Source organism: Streptomyces sp. Rer75 (assembly GCF_013414305.1).
Lineage (GTDB): Bacteria > Actinomycetota > Actinomycetes > Streptomycetales > Streptomycetaceae > Streptomyces > Streptomyces himastatinicus.
In genome coordinates, this window is the sequence record NZ_CP058693.1 from 5513278 (window position 1) to 5527414 (window position 14137).

The window sequence follows — 14137 nt, forward strand, 5'->3', positions numbered from 1 at the left end:
TTCTTCTCGGCCTCAGCGGCCGGTCTTCGGGGCCTTCCAACGGGCGATGCCGCGGGCCACCAGGTTCAGGATCATGACGAAGGCGATGAGCACGAGCGCCGCGGCCCAGGCGCGGTCGAACGAGGCCTCGTTGCCGAGCTGCCACTGCTCGTAGATGTAGTACGGCAGCGACGACTGGGCGCCTTCGAAGGGGTTGCCGTTGATCGCCTGGGAGCCGAAGACCAGCAGCACGATGGGGGCGGACTCACCGGCGATACGGGCGACCGCGAGCATCACACCCGTGGTGATCCCGCCGATCGAGGTGGGCAGCACCACCTTGAGGATGGTGCGCCACTTGGGCACACCCAGCGCGAGCGAGGCCTCGCGCAGCTCGTCCGGGACGAGCTTGAGCATCTCCTCGGTGGAGCGGACCACGACCGGCATCATCAGGATGGCCAGCGCCATGGCGCCGGCGAAGCCGGAGTAGCCGAAGCCCAGGATGATGATCCAGAAGCTGAGGATGAACAGACCGGCCACGATCGAGGGGATGCCGGTCATGACGTCGACGAAGAAGGTCACGGCCTTCGCGAGCCGCCCGCGCCCGTACTCCACCAGGTAGATGGCGGTCAGCAGGCCGATGGGGGCCGCGATGAGGGTGGCGATGCCGACCTGCTCCAGGGTGCCGAGGATCGCGTGGTACGCGCCGCCGCCGGGCAGGATCGTCTGGACGCCGTCCATGGAGTGGCTGAGGAAGTAGCCGTTGAGCACGGTCTTGCCGCGGTTGATCGTCTCCCAGATCAGCGAGAGCAGCGGGACGACCGCGATCAGGAAGCAGATCCACACCAGGCTGGTGGCCAGCTGGTTCTTGGCCTGCCGACCGCCCTCGACCGCGGCCGTGACGCCGTAGGAGAGGACGACGAAGAGCAGTGCGGCGATGAGGCCCATCTGGAAGGGGTTGCCCATGCCTGCGGCGGTGCCGATGCCGACGCCCGCGGCGATCGAGACCGCGGCCAGCCCCAGCGGGGCCCAGCGGGGCAGCCGCGCCTGCTGGAGGGTGGACGCGCGCGGCGTGGTGGTGTCGATGGTCGTGTCGCTCATGCGGCGGTCCCCGAGTACTCCTTGCGGCGGGCGATGATCATTCGCGCGGCGCCGTTCACCAGCAGGGTGATGACGAACAGGACCAGACCGGAGGCGATGAGCGCGTCGCGCCCGTTGTCGTTGGCCTCCTTGAAGTGGCTGGCGATGTTCTGCGCGAAGGTGCCGCCGCCCGGGTCCAGCAGGCTGACGTTGATCAGGTAGCTGGGGGAGAGCACGGTGGCGACCGCCATGGTCTCGCCGAGTGCGCGGCCCAGGCCCAGCATCGAGGCGCTGATGATGCCGGAGCGGCCGAAGGGGAGGACCGACATGCGGACGACTTCCCAGCGGGTCGCGCCGAGCGCCAGCGCGGCCTCCTCGTGCATCTTCGGGACCTGCCGGAACACCTCGCGGCTCACGCTGGTGACGATCGGCAGGATCATGATCGCCAGCAGGATGCCGACGGTGAACAGCGACCGCGCGGCGCCGCCCTGGTAGGTGAAGATGCCGGTCCAGCCCAGGTACTTGTCCATCCACGTGTACAGCGGGGTCAGGTGCGGCACCAGGAAGAGCGCGCCCCACAGGCCGTAGACGATGCTGGGGACCGCGGCGAGCAGGTCGATCACGTACGCGACCGGCGTGGCCAGCCGCCGCGGGGCGTAGTGCGAGATGAAGAGCGCGATGCCGACGGCGATCGGGACCGCGACGACCATCGCGATGATCGAGCTGACGACCGTGCCGTACGCGAGGACCGCGATGCCGAAGCGCATCGGGGTGGAGCCGGTGCTCCACTCGAAGGCGGTGAGGAAGTTGGCCTCGTCCTTGGAGATCGCGATGGCGGCGCGGTACGCGAGGAAGCCCGCGATGGCCGCCATGATCACCAGGAGGGCGATCCCGGAGCCCCGGGAGAGGCCGAGGAAGATCTTGTCACCGGCGCGGCCGGTGGAGCGGGTCGAGACCTGGGGCGGCGACCCGGCGGATGTGGAGGTGGGTTCTATATCCGTTTTCATGGGTTCTCCGGTCTGCGGAGCCGGATGGGGGTGAGGCTCCTGGTGCGGCGGTGCACCGGACGGTGCGGCCTGCTCTGCTCCGGCGGGTGGCCGGGGCGGAACAGGCCGCACACTTCAGGTCAGGAGAGGCTGGAAATGCTTTCCCGGACCTTGGTGGCGATCGCGTCGGGCAGCGGGGCGTAGCCCAGCTCCTTCAGCGCGGACTGACCGTCCTTGCTCGCGGCGTAGTTGAGGAAGGACTTGGCGGCCTTGAGGGTGCCGGCCTTGTTGCCCTTGTCGCAGGCGATCTCGTAGGTGACCAGCGTGATCGGGTAGGCGCCCGCGGCCTTGGTGTCGTACGCCAGGTCGAGGGCCTGGTCCTTGCCGGTGCCCTTGGTCTTGGCCTCGGCGATGGCCTTGGAGGCGTTGTCGACGGTGGCCTTGACGGGCTGCGAGGCGCCGGTGTCCAGGTCGACGGTCTTGATGCTGTTGGCGGTCGCGTACGACAGCTCGAAGTACGAGATCGCGCCGGAGACCTGCTTGACCTGCGAGGAGACACCGGAGGAGCCGTCGGCGGACTGGCCGCCCTTGCCCTCCCACGCCTTGCCCGGCTCGTGCGGCCATGCCTTCGGGGCGGAGGCCTTGAGGTACTTGGTGAAGTTGTCGGTGGTGCCGGACTCGTCCGAGCGGTGGAACGCCTGGATCTTGAGGCTCGGGAGCTTCACGCCCGGGTTGAGCTTCTTGATCGCGGGGTCGTCCCAGGACTTGATGTCCGAGTTGAAGATCTTGGCGAGGGTCTCGGCGTCGAGCGTCAGCTTGTCCACGCCGGGGACGTTGAAGCCGACCGCGATCGGGCCGCCGACCATCGGCAGGTTGATCCCCTGGCCGCCCTTGCAGATCTTCTTCGAGGACGCGACCTCCTCGGGCTTGAGCGCCGAGTCGGAGCCCGCGAAGGCGGTCTTGCCCTGGAGCCACTCCTGGATGCCCGCGCCCGAGCCGGTGGCCTTGTAGTTGAGCTTGACGTCCTTACAGGCCGCGCCGTAGTTCTTCGTCCACAGGTCCATGGCGTTCTTCTGCGCGGACGAGCCGGAGGCCAGCAGCTGCCCCTTGCCATCGCACTTGATGTTGCCGGTGGGAGCGGCGCCACCACCGCCGGTGTTGTTGTCCGAACCGCAGGCGGTGAGGACGAAGGCGCCGGACAGGGCGAGGGCACCGGCAGCGATGGCGCGAAGCCGGTTGTTGCGCTGAAGCTTCACTTTCGGGGATTCCTTCCAGAAGCCGCCGGTGGGGACGGCGCGCGACGTAGTGATGCGCAGGGACGGATGTGCGCTGGACGCGAGTCCGGATACGGGGCCCGGGTCTGCACCTCAGTAGGGCTGAAATTAGGCAGATCAGGTGAAGCGGCCGAAGGGGAAGAGTTAACGAGCGGTGAACCTCGGCCGTCAGTGTGGTGGCCGGGTAACGGCGAGGTCACGGCCCCGGCCTCCCGCCTGCTTCCGTCCACGTCCGTCTACTTCAGTCCTCTGATGACCCCGGATCGCGTCGAGTGCGCGACCGACCGGCGCGTGGCTCTGTCGGATTGCGGTACGGCATGTCACCATCCGTCCCTACTCGGATGAGAGGAGGCCGGCGGGTGAGGCGGGACGGGAGAGGGAGGGGTACGGGCGCCGCCACGGCGGCCGCGCTCGTCTGTGCGCTGGGAACGTCGGCCTTACCCGCCGGTCCGGCGTACGCGGCGCCCGGCGAACCGGAACCGGCGTCGGACGGCGCCCGTGGTGCCGGGTCCGGCGGCGGAGGGCTGGAGAAGGTCCGCTCGGACGTGGACCGCTTCTACCGGCAAGCGGAATCAGCCACCGACGCATACAACCTCGCGCGGGAGAAACAAACGCGCCAGGAGAAGTCGATCTTGAAGATCGCGCGGGCCGTGGTGAAGGCGCAGAAGGAGATGACCGGGCTGCGGGAGCGCGCCGGGGCGCTGGCCCGGGCCCAGTACCGCGGCGGCGGGATGCCGCCCGAGGCGCGGCTGCTGCTGGGCGACGACCCCAGCGGCTTCCTCGATGGCTTCACCCTCGCGCGCAAGGGCGAGAAGGCGGCCCACGGGCTGATGAACCGGCTGGAGCACACCCGGGCGGCGCTCGACCGTTACGCCGAGTCCGCCTCCCGGGAGTGGGAGCGGCTCGACCGGAGCCGGGCGAAGAAGGCGGCGGCGAAGAAGGAGATCACCGAAAAGCTCGCCCGGGCCCGGCGGCTGGAGTCGAGGCTGGAGGCCAAGGAGCGGGACCGGCTGCGGCAGCTCCAGGAGGAGCGGGACCGGGCATCCCAGGCGAAATGGCTCAAGACCGGCATACTGCGGGAGGTTGGCGGACGCTCGAGCGGCATGGGGCGGCGCGCCATCGACTTCGCCACGGCCCAGATCGGCAAGTCCTATGTATGGGGTGCCGTGGGTCCGGACGGCTACGACTGCTCGGGGCTGACCCAGCGGGCCTGGGCCTCGGCGGGCCGGAGTATCCCGCGGACCTCGCAGGAGCAGTGGCGGCTGCTGCCGAAGGTGGACACCGCGCGAATGCGCCCCGGTGACCTGGTCATCTACTTCAAGGACGCCAGCCACGTGGGGATGTACGTGGGCGACGGCGCGATCGTCCACGCCCCGCGGCCGGGCCGCCGGGTCACCCTGGCGGGGGCGGGGTCGATGCCGATCCTGGGTGTGGTGCGCCCGGACTCCTCCTGATTCGGGCTGATTTCGCGCTACGGGCGTGATTCGGCTGCTATGTCCGCCTCGCCCCGGTGTGGTTGGGGCGCGAACGGAGTCATCCGTGTGCGGTTCCACAAAACGGCGACGAGTTGGCGTGACCTTTGTCATTCTGACCCATGCCCGAATTCCCCCAAGTCGCCCGGGGCATGGGGCATATGACAAAAGTGGCCTCCGGGAGGTCATTCCACGGGGCCCGGACCGAGCGCTAAAGTCGCCTGGCAGTATTCGGCTTCCACGCCCTGAAACCGACTGGTCGGTGTGTGAGCCGGTTCGTGCGGTCCGCCGGTCGGCGGCGGGCGCCGCGCCCTCGGGGGGAGGGAAGGAATCGAGCGATGTCCGTACCCGTGCCGAGGCAGCGGGAGGCCCTGGCCGCCGAGGCCCGGCCGGCCGCCCTGCCCGACAGCGGGCTCACCCTGCTGGTGATCGAGGACGACCCAGCCGGCGCCTTCAACGTCCCCGAGATGCTGGACACCGAAGGCAACCGGGTTCGTATCCGTACGGCCCGCAACCTCACCGAGGCCTCCCGGCTGCTCACCGACGGTGTGCAGTGCATCCTGCTCGACCTGGCCCTGCCCGGCCCCGAGCACGAGGCGGAGGACGCGCTCGACACGCTGCGCTCCGTACTGAAGCTCGCCCCCACGCAGGCCGTCCTGGTCCTCACCGCCGAGGACGACGCCGAGCGCGCCGCCGAGGCGGTCCGGGTCGGGGCGCAGGACTTCCTCTTCCGCGACGAGCTGGACGGCCGCATCCTCAGCCGCGCCATCCGGTACGCGGTGGAGCGAAAACGCTCCGACCTCGCCCAGCGCCAGCTCACCGAGTCCCGGCTGCGCGCCCAGGAGAACGCCCGGCTGGAGCGCGGACTGCTGCCCACCCCGCTGCTCCAGGGCTCCGGGCTGCGCTTCGCCGCCCGCTACCGGCCCGGCCGCAGCCGGGCGCTGCTCGGCGGCGACTTCTACGACACCGTCCGCACCCCGGACGGCACGGTGCACGCCATGATCGGCGACGTCTGCGGCCACGGCCCCGACGAAGCCGCCCTCGGCGTGGAGCTGCGGATCGCCTGGCGCGCCCTGACCTTCGCCGGGCTCTGCGGCGACCAGCTGCTCGGCACCCTCCAGCAGGTGCTGGAGAACGAGCGCCCGGACGACGAGATCTTCGCGACGCTGTGCACCGTCGACATAGCCCCGGACGGCCGACGGGCCGGGGTCTGCCTCGCCGGGCACCCCTCCCCGCTGGCCGTACGGCCCGGAGTGGCGCCCCGGCTGCTGCCCACGGACGAGAACGGCCCCGCGCTCGGCCTGCTGCCGAACGCCCGCTGGCCGCGCCGACAGGTCGAGCTGGGCGGCGCCTGGAGCCTGATGATGTACACCGACGGGCTGATAGAGGGCCGCGTCGGGGCCGGGGTGCAGCGGCTCGGCCAGGAGGGGATGGTCGAGATCGTCGCCCGTCAGATGGCGACCGGGCTGCGCGGCGAGGAGCTGCTGGACGCCACGGTCACCGAGGTGCGGGCGCTGAACGGCGGCGAGCTGACCGACGACCTGGCGGTGCTCCTGCTGGACCGCGGCTGAGCCGCCGCCGCCCCGCGTTGTGCCTGCTGAGCGGGCTACCGGGTCGTGCCTGCTGAGCGGGCTACCGGCCGCCGTTGAAGGGCCCGTACGGACCGTCGGAGCTGGAGCCGCGCCCCCGCGGCCAGCCGCGGCCGCCGCCGGAGATCTGCCGCAGCGCCGGGCGCACGTCGACGATGTACACGATCGTCGCGATCAGCCCGATGATCGGCAGGAAGCTCATGATGCCCATGAAGAAGTTCACCGCGGCCGCGAGCCCCAGGATGATCATCCAGAACGGCTTGGTCTGCTTGTTCGCGGCCCGGTAGGCGTCCTCGCGGCGGATCACCGAGTCGACGAAGGCGAACAGGCTGAAGAGGAGCAGGCCCCAGGAGACCCAGTACAGCAACTCGCCGAAACCTTGCACCAGCACGCTGTCCACCGCCCAGAAGAGACGCTCAGAGGAAAAGAGGGATGAGCATTACGGGCCACCGTACCCGCTGACGGGGCCGGGCACGCCAGCTGCGTACCCGGCCCTCTTGTGCGCACCCGACAAAGAGCCCTGTCGGAGAGGCGTCAGTGGGACGGCTTGGAGTCCGTCTTCTTGGCCGTGGCGGGCTTGCGGGCCGGGGCCTTCTTGGCCGGGGCGGCAGGCTTCGCCGAGGTCTTCGGGGCCTCCTTGGCGGCGGCGGGCTTGGCGGCGTCGGACTTGGTGGAGTCCACCGCGACCGGCTGCGACGGCGCCTCGGACGCGCCCTTCTCCTCGTGGGGCTCGATCGCGGAGGCGATGTCGACGACCTCGTCGGCCGCCTCGCCGCGCCAGGTCTTCACGACCTCCTGGCCGTGCTCGGCGACCTCGTCGTACCGCTCCCGCGCCTTGACGGCCAGCTCGGCGGCGCGGCCGACGCCCTGGAGGGCGAGGTCCTGCGCCGAGTCGCGGAGCCGCTTGAGGTCGGTGTCCAGGGAGCCCAGCACCTCGTTGAGCTTGCCCTGGGCGTCCTTCGCCTGCTGGGTGACCCGGTCCTGCACGGCCTTCGGGTCGGTGTTGCGCACCTGGTTGAAGCGCTCCGGGGCCTCCGCGACGATCTTCTCGACCAGCGTCGGCACCTCCTTGAGCTTCTGGGCGGCGAGGTCGGCCGTGCCCGCCACGAAGTAGAGCGGGGTCGGGTCGGTGAGGGTCTTGCGTACGTCGTCGGTGATGGCCATGGTTCCTGGTCCTCCCGGATCAGTTCGAGGGTGTGGCGACGTCGGCGTCGGCGGGGGTGTCGTCCGAGGCGGTCCCGTGTCCGTTCTCCTTGCGGAAGGACTCGTAGATCTGGAGCAGCACCTGCTTCTGCCGCTCGTTGATCGTGGGATCGGCGAGTATCACGCTGCGCACCTCGGTTTCCTCCCGATCGCGCTCATCGAGGATCCCTGCCTGTACGTACAGGGTCTCGGCGGATATCCGCAGCGCCTTCGCGAGCTGCTGGAGGATCTCGGCGCTCGGCTTGCGCAGTCCGCGCTCGATCTGGCTGAGGTACGGGTTGGACACCCCGGCGGCGTCGGCCAGCTGCCGCAGCGAGAGCTGGGCACTGCGCCGCTGCTCCCGCAGGAAGTCGCCGAGGTTGCCGACGTTCAGTGATGCCATGCCTTCGATGCTGCACCAGGAGTGCTAACTATTGCAAGCAAGGTGCTTGCAACAGTGGCGCGTGCCACGCGATGCCGGGTGAGCCTGAGCACGATAGGTGTCGCATTTGCGCGACAACTGTCGTAGGGAGCACGGAACTACGCCAGATCGATCAGGCCGCGAGCACGGAAGCCTCGGGCCCCGCGTCACCTCGCGGGTGCGACCGGTGCACACACGCCGCGCGGCGCCCGATGCCGGGCCCCCGGTCAGTCGGCTTCCGTCAGGGCCGCGTGCGCGGCGGCGAGAATCTCCTCGGAGAGCGGGGAGCCTTGCGTGGCCCGGGACAGGACCAGGGCACCGACCAGGGTGCACAGCCGGGCGATGCCGCCCTCGCCGCCCCCGACGGCCTCGGCGGGGGCGAGGAACGCGGCGAAGTCGGCCACGCCCTCCGCGTAGGTACGGCGCGCCTCGCGGCCTTCGGGTCCGCGCGCGACATCGATGGCGAGAGCCGCGACCGGGCAGCCGTCCGCCGCGTTGTCACGGTGTTCGACGGAGAGGTAGGCGTCGATCAGGGCCCGCTGAGCGGCATCCCGCTGCCCGTCGTGCCGCTCGAGCCCGGCCGCATTGCGCCGTGCGATCTCATCGAAGGCGTGGGCGGTGACCTCATCGACGAGCGCTTCCTTGGAGGCGAACTGCTTGTAGAAGGCACCGTGGGTGAGGCCGGCCGCCTTCATGAGATCGGCGACGCTGACGTGGGTGCCCTGCTCCCGGAACAGCCGCGACGCGGTGTCCACCACCCGCCTGCGATTTTCCTGCGCCTGCGCCTGCGATACGCGGCCCATGGCCACCTCCCATTTGGATGTCGGCTGGCATCTATCGTAGTCCGGTGTTTAGATTGTTGTCGCAATCTAATTGGCGCGGGTGTCCCGACGGCGCCCGAAATGATCTGGAGCGAGCATGGAACTCAAGAACGCGGTCGCGGTGGTCACCGGCGCCAACCGGGGCCTCGGGCGGCACCTGGCCGCCCAGCTCGTGGAGCATGGCGCCAAGGTCTACGCGGCGGCCCGCCGTCCCGAGACGGTCGACCTGCCGGGCGTCCGCCCACTGCGCCTCGACGTGACGGACCAGGAGTCGATACGGGAGGCCGCCCGCATCGCGTCGGACGCGACGCTACTGATCAACAACGCGGGCATCTCCACCGGCGCGACGCTGGTCGGCGGCGACCTGGACGAGGTACGTCGCGAGATGGAGACCAACTTCTTCGGCCCGCTCGCCGCGACCCGCTCCTTCGCCCCCGTCATCGAGGGCAACGGCGGCGGCGCCGTCCTCAACGTCCTGTCCGCCCTGTCCTGGTTCCACCCGGCAGGACTCGGCTCCTACGCCGCCTCCAAGGCCGCCGCCTGGGCGCTGAGCGACGCGAGTCGCGAGGAACTGGCGCCCCGCGGGATCACCGTCTCGGCGCTGCACGTCGGCTACATGGACACCGACATGGCCGCCGGCGTGCCCGCCGACCAGAAGGTCGCCGCCGCCGACGTCGCGGCCCAGGCCCTGCGCGGCATCGAGACCGGCCTGCCCGAGATCCTCGCCGACGAGACCAGCCGGTACGTCAAGCAGAGCCTGTCCGCGGCGCCCCAGCCGAACGCGGGCTGACGCTCACCCCCTCCACCACGGCACGACGGCCTTCCAGGCCCCCTTGCGCAAGGACTTCTCATGCGTTACACGACCTTCGGACACAGGACCGGACTGCGCGTGTCCGAGTACGCGCTCGGCACCGCGAACTTCGGCACCGGCTGGGGCGCAGGCGCCGAGCCCGACGAGGCCCGCCGCATCTTCGACCGGTTCGCCGAGGCCGGCGGCACCTTCCTCGACAGCGCCGACGGCTACCAGTTCGGCGAGTCGGAGGAACTGACCGGCAAGCTCGTCTCCGCCGACCGCGAGCACTTCGTCCTGGCCACCAAGTTCGCCCTCGGCGCCGCCCCGCAGCCGGACATCTCCAAGACCGGCAACAGCCGCAAGAACCTGGTCGCCTCCGTCGAGGCCAGCCTGAAGCGCCTGGGCACCGACTACATCGACCTGCTGTGGGTGCACTTCCCCGACCAGCTCACTCCGATGGAGGAGCTCCTGCGCGGTCTCGACGACCTGGTCAGCGCGGGCAAGATCCACCACGCCGCGCTGTCCAACTTCCCCGCCTGGCGCGTCTCGCGCGCGGTAACCCTCGCCGACCTGCGCAACCAGTCCCCCATCATCGGCATCCAGCACGAGTACAGCCTCGTCGAGCGCACCGCCGACCGGGAGCTGCTGCCGATGGCCGAGAGCCTCGGACTCGGCGCCGCGCTGTGGTCCCCGCTCGGCGGCGGACTGCTCACCGGCAAGTACCGCACGTCCGCAGAAGGGCGCCTCAGCGACCTGGGCATGGTCATCCACACCGAGAGCACCGACCAGAAGACCGCCGTCGTCGACACCGTCCTGGCCATCGCCCAGGAGACCGGTGCGACGCCCGCCCAGGTGGCGGTGGCCTGGGTCCGCGAGCGCGCCGCCCGCTCCACGGCCACGCTGGTCCCGATCATCGGCCCGCGCAACCTCTCCCAGCTCGACAGCTACCTCGCAGCCCTCGACGTCCAGCTGACCGACGAGCAGTACGCGCGCCTCGACAAGGTCAGCGCCGTGCCGCTCGGCGTACCGCACGAGGGCATCGCGGGCTCGCTGGGACACCTCCAGGGCGGCGACGCGAGCAGCGTCATCACCCCGGTCGTGCCGGTGGCCTGAGCCCGGAAACACGGCCGACGCAGAGCTCTCCGCGCAGGCACTGGCCACTGCCGTGCCGACGCGGAGCGCGCGGACTAGAAGAACACCACAAACCGTCTCCTACCGAGACAAACCCCTCACGGACAGAACACCCCTCCCGCTTGGACGGGAGACCACACGAACGGAGATGACGATGAAGGCCTTCATGGTCGAGAAGTACGGTGATGCGGCCGGGATGCGCGCCGCCGAGATACCTGACCCTCAGGTGGGCGCCGACGACGTCCTGGTCAAGATCCACGCGGCGGGCGTCAACCCGCTGGACATGAAGATCCGCAACGGTGACCTCAAGGCGATCCTGCCCTACCGTCTCCCGCTCGTCCTGGGCAACGACCTCGCCGGGACCGTCGTCCGGGTCGGATCGTCCGTCGACCGCTTCGCCGTGGGCGACGAGGTCTACGCGCGGCCTGACAAGGACCGCATCGGCACCTTCGCCGAACTCCTCGCCGTCCACCAGGACGACCTCGCCCCCAAGCCCGCCACGCTCACCATGACCGAGGCCGCCTCCCTCCCCCTGGTCGCGCTGACCGCCTGGCAGGCCCTGGTCGAGCGGGCCCACGTACAGCCGGGCCAGAAGGTCTTCATCCACGCGGGCGCCGGCGGCCTCGGCTCCATCGCCGTCCAGCTGGCCAAGGCACTGGGCGCGTACGTGGCCACCACCGCGAGCACCGCCAAGGTCGACCTGGTCAAGGAACTCGGCGCAGACGAAGTCATCGACTACCGCACACAGGACTTCACCGAAATCCTCCACGGCTACGACGTCGTCCTGGACTCCCTCGGCGGCGAGGACCTCGCCAAGTCCCTGCGCGTCCTCAAGCCCGGCGGCCAGGCCATCTCCGTCGTGGGCCCGCCCGACCCGGCCACCGCCCGCGAGCTCGGCTCGAACCCGGTCCTGCGCCTGGCCGTCACCGCCCTCAGCGCCAAGACCCGGCGCCAGGCCAAGCGCCTCGGCGTCACCTACGCCTTCCTGTTCATGAAGGCCAGCGGCGCCCAACTCCGCGAACTCACCCCCCTCATCGACGCCGGGAAGATCCGCCCCATCGTCGACCGGGTCTTCCCCTTCGACGAGACCCTCCAGGCCATGGAGTACGCCGAGAAGGGCCGCCCGAAAGCCGGCAAGGTCGTCGTCTCCATGACGTGAGCACAGGGCACCGGCCCTGCCGGACGCCGAGAACGCCGCCCGCCACAACGAGAAGATCCCGCCCCACGCTCCTCTCTCCCACACCAGGACCCGATCACGAACGCACCGTCCAGCTTCCCCACGCCCGCCCCGTCGTCGTGCAAGAACGCGCCGACCCGCGCCGTGTCCGTGCACGGCGTGGACTTCGCCTACCGGCAGCACGGTCCGGACGACGGCGTACCGCTGATCCTGCTCAACCACCTGTCCGCGGTCCTGGACAACTGGGACCCCCGCGTCGTCGACGGACTCGCCGCCCGACGCCGCGTGATCACCTACGACAACCGCGGCGTCGGCGCCTCCGGCGGCTCCACGCCCGACACCATCGAGGCGATGGCCCGCGACACGGTGCTGTTCATCCGGGCTGTCGGGTACGACCGTGTCGACCTGCTCGGCCTGTCGATGGGCGGCTTCGTCGCCCAGGTCGTCGCGGCACAGGAACCGGACCTCGTACGGAAGATGATCCTCGCGGGCACGGGCCCCGCCGGAGGCCCCGGCATCGACAAGGTCACCTCCCTCACCATCAAGGACATCCTCAAGGCCGTCGCGACCCGCAGGGACCCCGAGCAGTTCCTCTTCTTCACCGCCACCGAAAGCGGCCGACGGGCCGCCCACGCCTTCCTGGACCGGCTGAAAGAGCGCACGGACGACCGCGACAAAGCCATCTCGCTCTCATCATTCCGCGCCCAGTTGAAGGCCATCCACCGCTGGGGCGTTGCCGCGAGGACGTGGCTGCCTCCCGCCGCCGGCGCCTGTGGGCGTCCAGGCTCTCGGTGGCCTCCCGGGCCCGCTCCCGCCAGGGCGGCTCCGTATCCGGTGCGCCAACAGCGGCCAAGCGCGTTGGCTCGTCCGGCTTGGTCGGCTGTTTCGGCCGGTCCGCGGCAGCCGCCCTGGCCTGGGTGATCTCCCGCGCGTGCTGCGTCCGCTGGGACTTGGTCAGCTGGGACGGCCACTTCTCGACCGGATCCACGGCCCCCAGCATCTCCAGGAGGATGGGGACAAGGTCGGCGTCGGAGCGCGGCTTGAGACCTGCTTCCCGTACCCGGGTGAGGAGTTCCTCGACCCGGGCATCCCCGAACGCCGGGATCTCGCCCTTTGGGGGCAGGCCCGTCCAGCGCAGTTCGTGCCACTCATGGGTATCGGGATCCTGGAAGTACACCACCCGCCGGTCGCGGGGTTCGCGGTGGATGACCCACTGCTTCTTGTAGCGGCCGCCGCGTGCGGAGTTTCTCTCGGGCGTGTGCAGCAGCTCGGCGTCGTACCAGAGTCCCTTGACCTTGACGCCCCGCCGGTAGATCCGCTTCACATGATGTTCGGGCAGGAAGCGGTAGTACGTCTCCGGGGACGGGATGTCCAGGTCGAAGCCCTCCTGGGCGAAGGAGGCGGCGAACAGGGTGTTGGGGCTGTGGTCACCGCCCGGATCCCAGCAGGGGGCGAACTCGCCGAGTATCCGGTTCTGCCACACCTTCACGACCCAGGTCGCGATGAAGTGTTCCATCTGGGCCATGGTGAGCACCGCGTCGCCCTCCGGGTCGGCGCCACGGTCGGCGACGTCAACTCCCGTGTAGCCGGGCAGCTTCTCGAACACCAGCGAGCGGATACCACCGAAGACGCGCTCCACCGCGGCCTTGTCCTGCGGACGCAGCACCCGCGCCGGCAGGATCCGGCAGCCCATCGCCTCCTGGACATCCACCAAGTGGTGATTGCGGTAGACCGAGCCGTGGTCGGAAGTGACGGTCTCGGGGGTGAAGAACGGCAGGCCGGCCACCTCGTACCCGGCGAACTCCGAGACCATGGCCGCCGGCAGCCCCGGATAAGGCCACTCCATGTCCTCGCCCCACTCCTCCCGCATCGGCAGCGGCAGCATGACGTCGCGCAGCACCATCGCGACGTCCACCGAGGAGTCCGAGACGAGTGTGAGCCGGAACGCGCAGATGGAGTGGGTGTAGACGTCCAGTGCCAAGGTGAGGTGGACGGTGACCGGGTCACCGAAGACGTTCTCGCGGACCATCACCGGCAGGATCGTCGTGTCCAGCGCGACGACCTGGCCAGGGCGGGTCACGAGCACATGCCCGTTCTTGGTGGGCAGTTCGGCCGAGCGCTCGTACTTCGGCCGGGTACCGCCCGGCCCGAACCACTCCTTCCACACCCGCAGCAGCGTGTGATAGCTGGGGACCTCGATCTTCTCGCTCTCGTCCCTGGCCTCGTCTTCGTCTC

At 70.0% G+C, this 14137-nt stretch carries 13 protein-coding genes; 6 read left to right on the forward strand and 7 right to left on the reverse strand.

What is annotated here, in order from left to right:
- Positions 1–12: 12 nt before the first annotated feature.
- From pstA to pstS, 3 genes are all read right to left on the reverse strand, one after another.
- Complete coding sequence (pstA, locus tag HYQ63_RS23570) at positions 13–1077, reverse strand: phosphate ABC transporter permease PstA (RefSeq protein ID WP_179935745.1); 1065 nt, start codon at positions 1075–1077, stop codon at positions 13–15.
- The gene (pstC, locus tag HYQ63_RS23575; RefSeq protein WP_179935746.1) at positions 1074–2063 is read right to left on the reverse strand and encodes a phosphate ABC transporter permease subunit PstC; all 990 of its coding nucleotides are present in this window, start codon (positions 2061–2063) and stop codon (positions 1074–1076) included. The genes pstA and pstC overlap by 4 nt, the downstream gene beginning before the upstream one ends.
- Positions 2064–2182: 119 nt before the next feature.
- Positions 2183–3298, reverse strand: a complete 1116-nt coding sequence (gene pstS, locus HYQ63_RS23580) for a phosphate ABC transporter substrate-binding protein PstS (RefSeq protein ID WP_179935747.1) — start codon at positions 3296–3298, stop codon at positions 2183–2185.
- A 359-nt stretch (positions 3299–3657) separates the two neighbouring features.
- Between pstS and HYQ63_RS23585 the strand changes: the two genes are divergently transcribed.
- A complete protein-coding gene (locus HYQ63_RS23585; protein ID WP_179935748.1) occupies positions 3658–4770 on the forward strand; it encodes a C40 family peptidase in 1113 nt (370 codons plus the stop codon).
- Between the two features lie 356 nt (positions 4771–5126).
- Positions 5127–6359 carry a PP2C family protein-serine/threonine phosphatase gene (locus HYQ63_RS23590; RefSeq protein ID WP_179935749.1) on the forward strand — a complete coding sequence of 411 codons (1233 nt, stop codon included), beginning with the start codon at positions 5127–5129 and terminating at the stop codon, positions 6357–6359.
- 61 nt (positions 6360–6420) lie between these two features.
- Here HYQ63_RS23590 and HYQ63_RS23595 read toward each other — a convergent pair whose 3' ends face one another.
- The 4 genes from HYQ63_RS23595 to HYQ63_RS23610 all read right to left on the reverse strand — a co-directional run bounded on the left by HYQ63_RS23595 (position 6421) and on the right by HYQ63_RS23610 (position 8783).
- The gene (locus HYQ63_RS23595) at positions 6421–6768 is read right to left on the reverse strand and encodes a DUF2516 family protein (protein WP_123107694.1); all 348 of its coding nucleotides are present in this window, start codon (positions 6766–6768) and stop codon (positions 6421–6423) included.
- A gap of 143 nt (positions 6769–6911) precedes the next feature.
- A complete protein-coding gene (locus tag HYQ63_RS23600; protein WP_179935750.1) occupies positions 6912–7541 on the reverse strand; it encodes a hypothetical protein in 630 nt (209 codons plus the stop codon).
- A gap of 19 nt (positions 7542–7560) precedes the next feature.
- On the reverse strand, positions 7561–7962 hold the full coding sequence (locus HYQ63_RS23605) for a helix-turn-helix domain-containing protein (RefSeq protein WP_123107679.1): 402 nt from the start codon (positions 7960–7962) through the stop codon (positions 7561–7563).
- Positions 7963–8207: 245 nt separating this feature from the next.
- Positions 8208–8783 carry a TetR/AcrR family transcriptional regulator gene (locus HYQ63_RS23610; RefSeq protein WP_179935751.1) on the reverse strand — a complete coding sequence of 192 codons (576 nt, stop codon included), beginning with the start codon at positions 8781–8783 and terminating at the stop codon, positions 8208–8210.
- Between the two features lie 115 nt (positions 8784–8898).
- Here HYQ63_RS23610 and HYQ63_RS23615 point away from each other — a divergent pair, with 115 nt between their 5' ends.
- From HYQ63_RS23615 to HYQ63_RS23630, 4 genes are all read left to right on the forward strand, one after another.
- Positions 8899–9591, forward strand: a complete 693-nt coding sequence (locus HYQ63_RS23615) for an SDR family oxidoreductase (RefSeq protein WP_179935752.1) — start codon at positions 8899–8901, stop codon at positions 9589–9591.
- A 60-nt stretch (positions 9592–9651) separates the two neighbouring features.
- Positions 9652–10707, forward strand: a complete 1056-nt coding sequence (locus HYQ63_RS23620) for an aldo/keto reductase (RefSeq protein WP_138047867.1) — start codon at positions 9652–9654, stop codon at positions 10705–10707.
- Positions 10708–10879: 172 nt separating this feature from the next.
- The gene (locus HYQ63_RS23625) at positions 10880–11884 is read left to right on the forward strand and encodes an NADP-dependent oxidoreductase (protein WP_179935753.1); all 1005 of its coding nucleotides are present in this window, start codon (positions 10880–10882) and stop codon (positions 11882–11884) included.
- A 177-nt stretch (positions 11885–12061) separates the two neighbouring features.
- The gene (locus tag HYQ63_RS23630; protein WP_257232643.1) at positions 12062–12823 is read left to right on the forward strand and encodes an alpha/beta fold hydrolase; all 762 of its coding nucleotides are present in this window, start codon (positions 12062–12064) and stop codon (positions 12821–12823) included.
- Positions 12824–14137: the final 1314 nt, after the last annotated feature.

Coding starts and splice junctions, on each gene's coding strand:
- pstA (WP_179935745.1), bottom strand. CDS start 1,077: ATGAGCGACACGACCATCGACACCACCACGCCGCGCGCGTCCACCCTC.
- pstC (WP_179935746.1), bottom strand. CDS start 2,063: ATGAAAACGGATATAGAACCCACCTCCACATCCGCCGGGTCGCCGCCC.
- HYQ63_RS23585 (WP_179935748.1), top strand. CDS start 3,658: ATGAGAGGAGGCCGGCGGGTGAGGCGGGACGGGAGAGGGAGGGGTACG.
- HYQ63_RS23590 (WP_179935749.1), top strand. CDS start 5,127: ATGTCCGTACCCGTGCCGAGGCAGCGGGAGGCCCTGGCCGCCGAGGCC.
- HYQ63_RS23600 (WP_179935750.1), bottom strand. CDS start 7,541: ATGGCCATCACCGACGACGTACGCAAGACCCTCACCGACCCGACCCCG.
- HYQ63_RS23605 (WP_123107679.1), bottom strand. CDS start 7,962: ATGGCATCACTGAACGTCGGCAACCTCGGCGACTTCCTGCGGGAGCAG.
- HYQ63_RS23610 (WP_179935751.1), bottom strand. CDS start 8,783: ATGGGCCGCGTATCGCAGGCGCAGGCGCAGGAAAATCGCAGGCGGGTG.
- HYQ63_RS23615 (WP_179935752.1), top strand. CDS start 8,899: ATGGAACTCAAGAACGCGGTCGCGGTGGTCACCGGCGCCAACCGGGGC.
- HYQ63_RS23620 (WP_138047867.1), top strand. CDS start 9,652: ATGCGTTACACGACCTTCGGACACAGGACCGGACTGCGCGTGTCCGAG.
- HYQ63_RS23625 (WP_179935753.1), top strand. CDS start 10,880: ATGAAGGCCTTCATGGTCGAGAAGTACGGTGATGCGGCCGGGATGCGC.